The sequence below is a fragment of the Micromonospora zamorensis genome, from assembly GCF_900090275.1.
GTDB lineage: Bacteria > Actinomycetota > Actinomycetes > Mycobacteriales > Micromonosporaceae > Micromonospora > Micromonospora zamorensis.
In genome coordinates this window covers 3,143,726-3,155,441 of the sequence record NZ_LT607755.1, presented here as the reverse complement: position 1 = coordinate 3,155,441, position 11,716 = coordinate 3,143,726, and the positions used below count along the sequence as shown (strand labels likewise).

General features: G+C 72.0%; 9 protein-coding genes. 2 read left to right on the top strand and 7 right to left on the bottom strand.

Annotated elements, in window-relative coordinates; translation table 11 throughout:
- Nucleotides 1–4 precede the first annotated feature (4 nt).
- Together GA0070619_RS13815 and GA0070619_RS13810 are read left to right on the top strand one after the other, a co-directional pair.
- The gene (locus GA0070619_RS13815) at nucleotides 5–1,132 is read left to right on the top strand and encodes a hypothetical protein (RefSeq protein WP_088948433.1); all 1,128 of its coding nucleotides are present in this window, start codon (nucleotides 5–7) and stop codon (nucleotides 1,130–1,132) included.
- Between the two features lie 136 nt (nucleotides 1,133–1,268).
- A complete protein-coding gene (locus GA0070619_RS13810) occupies nucleotides 1,269–2,033 on the top strand; it encodes an AfsR/SARP family transcriptional regulator (protein WP_088948432.1) in 765 nt (254 codons plus the stop codon).
- A gap of 293 nt (nucleotides 2,034–2,326) precedes the next feature.
- On the opposite strand, the gene GA0070619_RS13805 is transcribed toward GA0070619_RS13810, so the two are convergent.
- The 7 genes from GA0070619_RS13805 to uxaC all read right to left on the bottom strand — a co-directional run bounded on the left by GA0070619_RS13805 (nucleotide 2,327) and on the right by uxaC (nucleotide 11,699).
- Complete coding sequence (locus tag GA0070619_RS13805; RefSeq protein ID WP_088951786.1) at nucleotides 2,327–3,820, bottom strand: FAD-binding oxidoreductase; 1,494 nt, start codon at nucleotides 3,818–3,820, stop codon at nucleotides 2,327–2,329.
- A gap of 185 nt (nucleotides 3,821–4,005) precedes the next feature.
- On the bottom strand, nucleotides 4,006–4,731 hold the full coding sequence (locus GA0070619_RS13800; RefSeq protein WP_088948431.1) for an HD domain-containing protein: 726 nt from the start codon (nucleotides 4,729–4,731) through the stop codon (nucleotides 4,006–4,008).
- A gap of 82 nt (nucleotides 4,732–4,813) precedes the next feature.
- Nucleotides 4,814–6,169 carry a pectate lyase family protein gene (locus GA0070619_RS13795; protein WP_088948430.1) on the bottom strand — a complete coding sequence of 452 codons (1,356 nt, stop codon included), beginning with the start codon at nucleotides 6,167–6,169 and terminating at the stop codon, nucleotides 4,814–4,816.
- Nucleotides 6,170–6,279: 110 nt separating this feature from the next.
- Entirely contained in the window at nucleotides 6,280–7,491 is a 1,212-nt protein-coding gene (locus tag GA0070619_RS13790; RefSeq protein ID WP_231927410.1) for a Gfo/Idh/MocA family protein, read from the bottom strand.
- Nucleotides 7,481–8,974 carry a mannitol dehydrogenase family protein gene (locus GA0070619_RS13785; protein ID WP_088948429.1) on the bottom strand — a complete coding sequence of 498 codons (1,494 nt, stop codon included), beginning with the start codon at nucleotides 8,972–8,974 and terminating at the stop codon, nucleotides 7,481–7,483. Before GA0070619_RS13785 ends, GA0070619_RS13790 begins: the two co-directional genes overlap by 11 nt.
- Nucleotides 8,965–10,269 carry an enolase C-terminal domain-like protein gene (locus GA0070619_RS13780; RefSeq protein WP_088948428.1) on the bottom strand — a complete coding sequence of 435 codons (1,305 nt, stop codon included), beginning with the start codon at nucleotides 10,267–10,269 and terminating at the stop codon, nucleotides 8,965–8,967. The genes GA0070619_RS13785 and GA0070619_RS13780 overlap by 10 nt, the downstream gene beginning before the upstream one ends.
- A complete protein-coding gene (gene uxaC / locus GA0070619_RS13775; RefSeq protein WP_088948427.1) occupies nucleotides 10,266–11,699 on the bottom strand; it encodes a glucuronate isomerase in 1,434 nt (477 codons plus the stop codon). The genes GA0070619_RS13780 and uxaC overlap by 4 nt, the downstream gene beginning before the upstream one ends.
- Nucleotides 11,700–11,716 lie beyond the last annotated feature (17 nt).

Below are 11,716 nucleotides of genomic sequence, written 5' to 3'. Positions count from 1 at the left end.
CACAATGGCGAGCGAGATCAATTACGACGGGGTGACCGTCACCGAGCTGTACGAGGCGTTCACCAAGCACGGCATTCCGGCCTCGGACGCCAGTGTGCTGGTCTCATCCTGGATCTACGAGAACGTGGGCACCGCGAAGCGGGTGTTCAGCTACGCCGAGTCGTTCCCCGCCGTGGAGCCGGGTTGCGCGCCGCCGCCGTTCGCGCGCACCTTCGCCCACAGCGACTGGGTCGACGGCGAGGACGTGGTGCAGGCCGGGCAGACCCCGGGGGAGCAGGGCTTCAACGAGCGGTTCCACCGCATCGAACACGACCTGGACCACCTCGGCACCGACCTGGCCAAGGCGTTCTCCTGCATGGCGGCGATGCGGGTCAGCCTGCGGCGGCTGCTCGACGAGATCCGCGCGGAGATCAACCGGCTGCACTCGACGGTGCACGAGAACAAGGTCAGCCCGGGCCCGTACGCGATCGAGCAGATCCCCAACTACATCGGCGCGCTGGACTTCGGCAAGTACATGGGCACCACGATGTTCATGGACAAGAAGGTCAGCATCTGGCAGACCAAGGCCGGCACCATCGTGCTGCCCGCCGTGGAGACCCTCGGCGTCGACGTGGTCGTCGGGCCGAAGGTCCGGGGCGCGGCCTACCTGCAGCGGTACGCCGCCGAGAACGGTGACGTCCGGCAGCGCTTCCCGCGCGAGGTGAAGTTGTCGGAGTTCATCCGCGCGTTCGGCGAGGAGGAGGTGGCCGACGGTCGGCTGATCCGCGACGTGCTCAAGGTGCTGCCGGCGGACACCAGCTACCCGAGCGTGGACGCGATGCTCGGCGAGGTGAGCGAGCGGGAGGCGGTGATCGTCCGGACCACCGTCGGGGCCCAGTCGGCGGTCGCCGCCGCGCTCGGCATCGAGGGTGAGTTGGAGAACGTCGGCGACGCCGACATCGCCATGCTCAGCGGGGTGCCGACCAAGGCCCGGGCAGCGCTGGCCCGTGCCGGGATCAGCACGCTCGGCAAGTTGGCCGAGGCCCCGACCGAGCAGGTGCTCGCCATCATGAAGGAGGCGCAGGTGCGCGCGAACGTCGGCGACGCCGCCGAGTGGACCGGGTACGCCCGGACGCTGAGCAAGCTGCGCTGAACGGTCGGTGCCGGATCCGGCGAACGGTTGATCCACGCCGCTCGCCGGGTCGGTGTGACGACACTGCGCTGGCGCGGCGATCGTCCACACCCGACCGTGAAGTCCCACGGGGCGATCGGGTGCGAGAGGCGCAGGAATGGCTGTTCACGAGGTTACACACGACCTTCGCACCGCGGCACCCGAGATCGAGGCGGGGCGGCCTCCCCGGTACGCGTTGCGGCTGCTCGGTGGGTTCGGGTTGGAACGCGACGGGCGGGTGGTGACGGTGCCGCAGGGCGCCCGCCGACTGCTGGCCTACCTCGGCGTACGCCAGCGGTGTGCCCGCTCGGAGGCCGCCGGCACGCTCTGGCCCGGCTCGCACGAGGACCGGGCCCGGGCCAACCTGCGCACGATGCTCTGGCGGCTGCACCGGGTGACTCCCGAACCCCTGGTGGACGAGGACGACCGGCTGGCCCTGGCCGCCGGGGTGACCAGCGACGTGGCCACCCTGGGCGCGGCGGCCACCGCCCTGCTGGCCGGCGGGTCACCTGTCGACGTCGGCCCCGGTGTGCCGGCGCTGGCGACCGGTGAGCTGCTGCCCGGCTGGTACGACGACTGGGTGCTGACCGAGCGGGAACGGTTGCGCCAGACCCAGCTGTACGCGTTGGAGGCGCTCGCCGAGCGGCTCACCTCGCAGGGCCGGTACAGCGAGGCGGTGCAGGTGGCGTTGACCGCTGTGCAGTTGGAGCCGCTGCGGGAGAGCGCCACCCGCACGCTGATCGCGGTGCACCTGGCGGAGCGCAACATCAACGAGGCGGTACGGCGGTTCGAGCTGTTCCGCGCCGACCTGGGCCGCGAGTTGGGGGTCGCGCCGACCCCGTGGCTGGAGCGTCTTGTTCGCGCCGGCCTGCACCCAGGGTGACCGTCCCCTTTACGTGACCGGCCGGCCGCAGGGCCCATCCCGGCGTCCCACCAGCCCACACTCCGCCCAGGCCGGCCTCCCGGCGCCCCCGGACATCCGTCCTTTGCTCTGCACCCACGGATGCGACGCTCACGGTCTGTAAGTGGTGCGTCCATGGGTGCAGAGCAAAGGGGGCGGCTGGGGTGGGTGGGGTGGGAGGAGATCCAGCCGAGCGGGTGGTGTGCCTCCCGCGTCGCTGGCCTGACCGGTCCGGCAGGTCTTACCAGTCCGGCTGGTCTGACCGGTCAGGTTGGTCAGTGCGTCGCGGGCGGGATGCTCTGCTCGTACTGGAAGACGTTGTGCGGGTCGTACTTTGCCTTGATCTTGCGCAGCCGCGGGAAGTTGCGGCCCCAGTAGGCCTCCTCCCACTCCGCCATGCCGATGTTCGGCACGTTGACGTAGGCGCCGTCCACGTAGGGCCGCAGCGCCTGGCTGAACTCGGCGATCCAGGTCTGGGCGATCGGGGTGATGGCGTCATCGCTGTCGGGCTCGCCGCGGGTGCCCCAGCCCGCGCCGGGCTCGGAGTAGAAGAGCGCGTCGCGGTGCGGGAAGGCCGCGCCGCCGAAGGGTTCCTGTCGTTGGGCTCCGGACCCGAAGGCCTGGGTGAAGAAGTTGCTGTCCGGCGACGGGGAGTTCTCCATGAACTCGCGGACGATACTGATCGCCTTCGCCGGGAAGGGCTCCCTGGTGAACTGCGAGAAGAACTTCCACTTCGCCGGCTCTTCGTCGCTCGGGATCTGGAAGCCGGAGTAGGTCTCGCTCCAGCCGCCGATCTGGACTGTGACCTCGGGGTCGCCGATCGAGAGGATGGGCTCCAGCAGTTTCCTCGTCTCGGCCTCCGATCCCTCGGCGAGCACCGCGAACAGCAGGATCTCGTTCGGGTGCACCTCGACCTGGGTGCCGAGGCGGGGGTCGCTGAAGGGCGCGGTGCGCTGCCAGTTTTCGAAGACCTCGTGCAGGTTGTCGAGGCCCGGCCAGGTCGCCTGAAGGTAGGAGACGCTCTTCAGCGGGGCCACCTTGTAGGTCAGCGACGTGACGATCCCGAAGTTGCCGTTTCCGGCCCCGCGCAGGGCCCAGAGCAGGTCCGGGTAATTCCACGGGTCCACCTCGAGCACCTTCGCGCCGTTGGCGCCGGCGGCGACGACGATCTCCGCGCCGATCAGGTTGTCGCACGCCATGCCGAGATAGCGGGTGAGGAACCCGAAGCCACCGCCGAGGGTTGCGCCGGACAGGCCGACGGTCCCCTCCGTTCCGGTCGTCGCCGCGAAGTCGTACTCCCCGAGTGCGGTGATCGCCTCCGACTGGTTGAGCCCCGCGCCGAGCTTCGCCACGCGAGCGGCGGCGTCGATGTGGACGTCCTTCAGCTCGCTGACGTCGATCACGATGCCGTTGTCGACGTTCGACCAGCCTTCGAGGCTGTGGCGACCGCTGCGTACCCGCAGCGCGACGTCGTGCTGCCGCGCCCAGGTGAGGGCGTTGACCACGTCCTGGGTCTCCTGGGCGAACACGATGACCAGGGGATAGCGCACGAACAGCTCGTCCCAGCCGAGGCTGGCCTCCGCATAGTTCGGGTTCTGGGGGCGGACGATGCGCCCGGTCAGTTCCGCCGGCGGGTACGTGGCGCCGGAGGACGACCCGGGACCGTCGGCCGCGATCGCCGAGCTGCCGGCGATCACGCTTGGAAGAGCGACCGCTCCGGCGCCGACGGCCGTCGCCTTGAGCAGATCACGACGAGAAAGGTCGCGCATGGTCCGAATCCTCTCGATCGGGGTCACACCAGAAATCGGGACCAAGAGGGCTGATGCCTCTCATCTGGTGCAAACTCACCGTAATGCGAGAGGTTCGCCGAAGATCCGAGAACTTGTCGCGGAACCCGGTCGGGTGATGCGGCAACCGTCAGCTCAGAGGCGGCGGTCAGCTCGGGAGCGGGCCGTCAGTTCGGGGCGGGCTGGTCGAGGATGGCGCTGAACCGCTCCTCGGCAAGGTCGAGCTGGCCGAAGATGTGCCGCTTCACCGCCGGCGACAACGGGGTGTCCGGCCGGCCGATAAGGTCCCGGAAGAGCGGCACCAGCGGCCGGTACTTCCGGGCCGACGAGACGACCTTCGGCCCGACCGTGTGGATCACCCCCACGCCGTTGTCGGTGAAGTCCGACACCTTGATCACCCGGGCCCAGGGCTCCCGGTCCAGGCTGACCGCCAGGTGCTCCCGGTACTGCGCGTTGCGGTCCCGCTCCGGGTCGTACCCCGGGTTGGTGACGGCGGCGACCAGGGTGGCCACCCGCGGCCCGAACCGCGCGGCGAGCGCGACCAGCGCCGCAGCGGTCGGGTCGGCCCCCGGCTCACCGCCGGCCAGCTCGGCCGGGTGGTCCTCCACCGCGTCGTGCAGCAGGCCGGCGACGATCACCTCCACGTCGCGCACCTGGTAGTGGTGCATCAACCGGATCGCCACCCGCAGCAGGTGATTCAGGTACGGCTCGCGGACCCGTCGGTCGTCGCGGTGCAGCTCGGCGGCGAGGTCCAGCGCGGCGTTCAGCCGCTCCCGGGCGTCGTCGTCGAACTGCTGGACCTCCAACCGGAAGCGTTCCAGCAGGCCCGGTTCGCCGTGGATCTCGGTGATCGCGTGCATCGGCATACTGCCCAGGTGCGGCGGGAAGTCCATGCGTCACTTATAGCCGATCTTCACCACATCGATGGGCCCCTACGTCGCCGACCCGACCGCGAGTTGCGGGCGCGCCGAGCGGTCAGATCGGCAGCCGGTCGGCACCGGCAAGGGGGCCCACCAGGAGGGGGACCAGTGGTGCCGGCAGGACGGGGTCGCGGCGCAGGGTGGGCGTCCAGCCCGCGTCGGCGGCCAGGTCCGGGTCATGGGTCGCGTTGTACGCCGCCAGCAGGTCGACCGGCCGGGCCGGACTGCCGCTCTGGCGCACCCAGGAACCCCGCTCGGTCAGCGCGGTGCCGCCCCAGTCGTAGAGCAGGTCGGCCGGGTCGACCGGCGCGTCCAGTGTGAAGAAGTTGTTCTGCGCGTAGATCGCCGACTGGACACCGACGCCGAGCGCGTACTGGAAGCCGTCCCCACCGAGCCGGTAGTGGTTGTTGTAGATGTCGACCTGACCGAAGCGCACCCGGGGCAGCCGTTGCAGGACGCCGTCGAAGAGGTTGTGGTGCAGAGTGACCTTCAACCGGCCCACGTCCGGGCCGACAGTGTTGGACGAGCCGATCAGCAGCAGCTTGTCCCGCCCGGTGAAGCGGTTCCACGACGCGGTGACGAGGCTGGCGGTGTGCGTGACGTCCAGAGACCCATCGTGCACCTGGTAGGGCCGTCCGAAGTGGATGGGTTGAGCGTTGTCCGGGTTGTCGCCGTCGGTGAAGGTGTTGTGGTCGACCCAGACGTTCTCGCTGCGGCGTACCGAGATCTGGTCGTACTGGCTGTTCCAGTTGCCGACCTCGCCGTCGGTCGGTGACCAGGCGGGGAAGCAGTCCCGGGCGTCGACGAGGGTCAGGTTGCGGACGATGACGTTCGACGCCCGGTCGATCATGAGGGTGAGCCCGGTCAGGCGGGCGCCGCGCAGCCCGACGATCGTCGTGTTCGAGCCGACGTTGATCTGGGTCTGCCGGGTCTGGTTGGTCACCGAACGCACCCGGGCCTCCTCCAGTGGCCCGCTCGGGGACACCCGTCCCCACACCGCCGGGTCGTACGCGGCCAGGTAGGCGTCCAACCGGTACGCCGGGTCGGCCAGGTCGGCGCAGCTCAGCGCGGTGCCCTCCGGTCCTTCGAAACCGTCGATGGCGCCGTCGACGTAGATGAGCTTCGGCGTGGCGTCGGTGGCGTTGCTGGCGTTGTCACCGCCCAGGGCGGCGACCAGCTCGGCTCGGCTGTGCACCACCCGGGTCCGGTCGGGTGCGGCCGTCGAACCGCCGGTGGTGCCAGTGCCCTCGGCCGCCCAGCCGTCCCGCTCGGGCAGGGTCTGCCGTCCGAGATGGCCGGCCAGCCAGGAGAGCCCGTCTTTGGCCGGGGTGTCGGGGCGCGCAGTGGCGGCGGCCGGGCTGGCACCGAGCAGGAGGGCGATCACCGTAACGCCGGTGAGGATTTTGCGCATCGACTCTTCCCATTCGCTGGTGGTGGTGGGGCAGTCGGATATTCGGGGGTGTGTCCGATGTGACCGCCCCGCATGCGGGCGACGTTTGTACTCCGGTTGCCGGGGGCCCCCTATCCGGTCAACTCGGCGCGGTACGCCGCCGCCGCCCACGGCACCGCCAGTTCGCTCGGAAGCGCCCCCCGCTCGGCCGCCCGACGCAGCACGTCGACCACGCCCCGCAGGTGGCGGACCCGTTCCCCGCCCTCACCGACGACGGTCACCAGGTCGCCGTCGAGCAGCCGGGGCTCGGGGGCGACCCGTAGCGCGTCCAGCAGCGCGGTGAACGGCGCGGTGCGGGCCAGCGGCGCGATAAGCGGCACCGCCGCCGGGTCGTCCCGGTGCGCCAGCAGGTTCTCCAGCAACCCCACCCGCCCCGGGACGCGGCGGGTCACCACGTCCCCGGGCAGCCGCAAGCGGTCCGTCGGGTACTCCAGCACCGCCTGACCCGCCGTGCCGGTCACCACCACCTCACCCGCCACGAACTCCTCGGCGGCCAGGGTCACCGCCACCAGCACCGGCGGACCGGCGCGGAACAGGACCCGCAGCACGGCGGTGTCCTCCACCTCGATCGGGCGGACCCGGTAGCGTTCCACCTCGATCGCCACCGGCCAGGGCGTCGCCCCACCGAGCGCCTCGGCGACCGCCAGGCACTGCATCACCGCGTGCGCGAGCGGATTGGCCAACGCGCCGTCCAGCACCGGCCGGCCGTCGAGACTTCGGCGACCGGCCCACGGGGAGCGGGCGTAGTAGGCGTCCGGCCGTTGCCACGCGGCGACGGTGGAGATGCCGGTGACCGTGCCCAGCCGGCCCGCCGCCAGCGCGTCGGTCAGCGCGGTCAGGGCCGCCGAGCCGAGCGCCTGGAAGCCGACCTGCGCCACCCGGCCGGCGGCGGTCAGCGCCCAGGCCAGCTCCTCGTGCTCGGCCAGCGACAACACCGGCGGCTTCTCCAACAGCAGGTCCGCGCCGGTGGCCAGGGCGTCCCGGGCGATCGCCAGGTGGGTGTGCGGTGGCGTGCAGATCACCACCACCTCCGGCCGGGTGGCGGCGAGCATCGCCCGGTGGTCGGTGAACACCTCGACCCCGGGCGGCACCGGCGCCGCCGGATCGTCCTCCACCGGTCGTACGTCGACCAGGGCGACCAGCCGCAACCGGCCGGCGGCGTGCAGCGGGGCGATCACCCGCCGGTGCCACCGGCCGTGCCCGTTCGCCCCGATCACCGCCACCCGGGGCGGCGTCACCCCGCTCACCACCGACCGGCCGGTGTCGGCCCGTTCACCGGGCACCGGCCAGTGTGGCCTCGACGCCGTGTCGTTCCAGCGCGGTCAACCAGGCGATCACGTCGGCGCGGACCTCGTCGTCCTCGGCTACCTCGACCGGGATGACCTCGCGCAGCGCGAAGAGCGCGTCGACGGCACCCGCCGGGCTCTGCGCACCGGCGTCCAGCGCGGCGCGGATCGGCCCGGCGAGGGGGTCCTGGAACGGCAACGGGTGCCCGTCGTCGGCGTACCCCAGCGCGAAGCGCAACCAGGACGCCACGACCAGCGCGCCCCAGCGCGCGGACCGGCCGGCCGCGCGCAGGTCGGCGATGGTGTGCAGGACGCGTTGCGGTAGCTTCTGCGAGCCGTCCAACGCGACCTGGAGGGTGCGGTGGTGGATCGCCGGGTTGCCGAACCGGGCGAGGACCTGCTCGCCGTAGTCGACCACCCGGACCCCGTCCGGCGGCGTGAAGCTGGCCGCGACGTCCTCGGCGATCAGCCGGCGCAGCACGTCGGCCAGGTGCGGGATCTCCAGCGCCTCGGCGATGGTCTCACGACCGGCCAGCGCACCCAGGTACGCGATGGCCGAGTGCACGCCGTTGAGGGTGCGCAGTTTCAGCCGCTCCCACGGGCCGGCGTCGTCGGTGAGCACCGCCCCGGCGTGCTCCCAGCCGGGCCGTCCGCCGGGGAAGTCGTCCTCGATCACCCACTGCGCGTACGGTTCGGCGGCGACCGCGGCCAGGTCGGTCACGCCGAGCACCCGGCGTGCCGCCTCGATCGTCTCCGGGGTGCTGGCCGGGACGATCCGGTCCACCATCGTCCCCGGGCAGGTGACGTTCGCGGCCACCCACTCGACCAGCCCGGCGGGCACCCCGTCGGCACGCCCGACCGCCTGGTCGAGCATTCCGCGCAGTCGCCGGCCGTTGGCCGGGAGGTTGTCGCAGCTCACCAGTGCCACCGGCCCGGCGTCCGCGGCGGCCCGCGCGGCCAGCCCGCGCAGCAGCAGCCCCGGCACCGTGGTCGGTGGTCGGCCGCCGGCCAGGTCCGCGGCGAGCGCCGCGTCCGGGGACAGCTCGCCGGTCACGGGGTCGAGTTGGTACGCCTTCTCGGTGACGGTCAGGGTCACCACGCGTACCGCCGGGTCGGCGAGCAGCGCCACCACGGCGTCCGGGTCGCGGGGAGCGTGCCGTACGCCGCTCAGGGCGCCCACCACACGGGTGGCGCTGCCGGCGGCGGAGAGGGTGCTGACGCTGAACAGGTTGTCCTGGGCGGCGATCGCCTCGACCATCGCGGTGCTGCGGGGGGCGACGGCCATGATGCCCCAGTCGCCGCCGGCCGCGCCGACCGCCGCCTCGGTGAACACGGCCTGGTGTGCCCGGTGGAACGCGCCCAGGCCCAGGTGCACGATGCCTGTCGGCACGGTGCCCGGCCGGATCAGGGGGCGGGCCTCGGCGGGCAGGTGGCGCAGCATGCCCAGGCCGAGCCGGGAGGCGCCGACGGTCACCGCCATGCCGGGCCGTCCGGGAAGCGGAACTCGGCGATCGACGCCGGCTTCATGGTGGCGCTGTATCCCGGTCGCTCGGGCAGCAGGTAGCGGCCACCGCGGGTCCGGACCGGATCGACGAAGTGCTCGTGCAGGTGGTCGACGTACTCGACCATCCGACCGTCCAGGCCGGTGCCCACCCGCAGGTAGTCGAAGATCGCCAGGTGCTGGACGTACTCGCAGAGGCCCACACCGCCGGCGTGCGGGCAGACCGGCACCCCGAACTTCGCCGCCAGCAGCAGCTCGGCGAGGACCTCGTTGACGCCGCCGACCCGGCAGGCGTCGATCTGCATCACGCCGATCGCGTCGGCCTGCAACAACTGCTTGAAGACCACCCGGTTGGCGGCCACCTCACCGGTGGCCACCCGGCACCGGCCGCCGGTCAGCTCAGTCACCGCCCGGGCGATCCGGGCATGGCCGAGGATGTCGTCGGCGTGGGTGGGCTCCTCGATCCAGTACGGGTCGACCTCGGCCAGCGTGGTCATCGCGGTGATCGCCTCGTCGACGTCCCAGACCTGGTTGGCGTCCATCATCAGCAGCGCGTCCGGGCCGATCTCCTCCCGGATGATCCGGGCTCGCCGCAGGTCGTCGGCGAGCGGGCCGCCGACCTTCATCTTCATCGCCCGCCAGCCGTCCTGGTACGCCTGCCGGGTCAGCGCCCGCACCTTGTCGTCGGGGTAGCCGAGCCAGCCGACCGAGGTGGTATACGAAGCGAAACCACTCTGCTTGAGTTCCGCGAGCCGGCCATCCCCTCCGATTAATCCCTTGTCCAGGATGGCCGCCGCCTCGTCCGGGGTGATCGCGTCGGTGATGTGCCGGAAGTCGACGCTGGCCACGAGCTCGTCGGTGGGCAGCTCGGCGAGGAACCGCCACATCGGCTTGCCGGCCAACGTGGCCCGCAGGTCCCACACCGCGTTGACCAGCGCCCCGGTCGCCATGTGGATGACGCCCTTCTCCGGGCCCAGCCAGCGCAGCTGCACGTCGGCGCTGAGCGAGCGCCAGAACGCGACCGGCTCGGCCGTGATCTCCTCGATCGTGCGCCCCCGCACGTGGTGGGCGAGCGCGCGGACCGCCGCGCACGTGATCTCGTTGCCCCGGCCGTTGGTGAAGGTGAACCCCGCGCCGGTCGGGCCGGCGTCGGTGCCCAGCTCCACGTACGTCGCCGAGTAGTCGCCGCGGTTGATCGCGTCGGAGCCGTCGCCCCGGGCGGCGGTCGGGAACCGCACGTCGTGCACCTCGACGGAGGTGATGGTCACCGTCACTGGTCGGCCTTTCCGAAGTTGAAGACCCGCTTGGGCAGCCGGTACGCCAGGTCGACGATGGTCTCGGCGGCCTCGTCCATCGGCAGCCGGTGCTCGGCGACCAGCCGGGCCAGGAAGCCGGCGTCGACCCGACGGGCGACGTCGTGGCGTACCGGGATGGAGCAGAACGCCCGGGTGTCGTCGACGAACCCGGTGGTGTTGTAGAAGCCCGCGGTTTCGGTGACCGTCTCCCGGAACCGGCGCAGCACCTCGGGGGAGTCCAGGAACCACCAGGGCGCGCCGAGCAGCAGCGCGGCGTATCCGCCCGCGAGGGGTGCCAGCTCCCGGGTGAACGTGTCCTCGTCGAGGGTGTAGAGCACCAACCGCAGCCGCGGGTCGTTGCCGTAGCGCTCCAGCAGCGGGGCGAGCGCGTGTACGTACTCGGTGGCCTGCGGGATGTCGCCGCCGACGTCGCGGCCGTGCCGGGCGTGCAGCCAACGGTTGTGGTTGCGCACCGCGCCGGGGTGCAGCTGCATGACCAGGCCGTCGTCGAGTGACATCCGGGCGAACTCCACAAGCATGTGCGCCCGGAACGCCTCGGCGTCGGCGGCGTCGGCCTCGCCGCGCCGGCCCCGGTCGTACAGCCGCTCGGCCTCGGTCGGCGTCAGGTCCAGCGTCCGCGCGGTGGGATGGCCGTGGTCGGAGGACGTCGCGCCGGCGGCGATGAACGCGGCGCGCCGGGCGTGCAGCGCGGCCAGGTAGCCGGCGTACGTGCCGGTGTCCTCGCCGGCCCGCTCACCGAGCCGCTCCACGTTGGTCGACCAGCCGTCGAACTCCATGTCCACCACGTCGTCGGGGCGGAAGGTGGTGACGACCCGGCCGCCCGGCCCGCCCCAGCCGTCGGCGGCGAGTTTGGCGTGCTGGCCGAGGTCGTCCAGCGGCGACTCGGTGGTGGCGAGCACCTCGATGTTGAAACGCTCGAACAGCGCCCGGGGCCGGAAGTCCGGTTCGGCGAGCCGGGCCGCGATCTCGTCGTAGAGGGTGTCGGCGGTGGCCGGGCCGAGCGGGGTGTGCACCCCGAACACGGTGCGGAAGGTCTGCTCCAGCCAGAGCCGCGAGGGGGTGCCCCGGAACAGGTGCCAGTGCGCGGCGAAGCGTCGCCAGATCACCCGCCCGTCGGTCTCCACGGGGCTGCCGTCACGGGTGGGCACACCCAGGTCCGACGGGGGTACGCCCTGACTGAGCAGCATCCGGGTCAGGTAGTGGTCGGGCACGATGAGCAGCTGCGCCGGGTCCGGGAAGGGTCGGTCCTCGGCCAGCAGGGCGGGGTCGACGTGCCCGTGCGGCGAGATGATGGGCTGCTCCGCTGCGAGGGCGTACAGCTCCCGGGCCAGCGCGCGCTGGCCCGGTTCGGGCGGCAGGAGCAGGTCGTTGGGGTCGAACGTCGGCACGGGGATGGGCTCCTCGT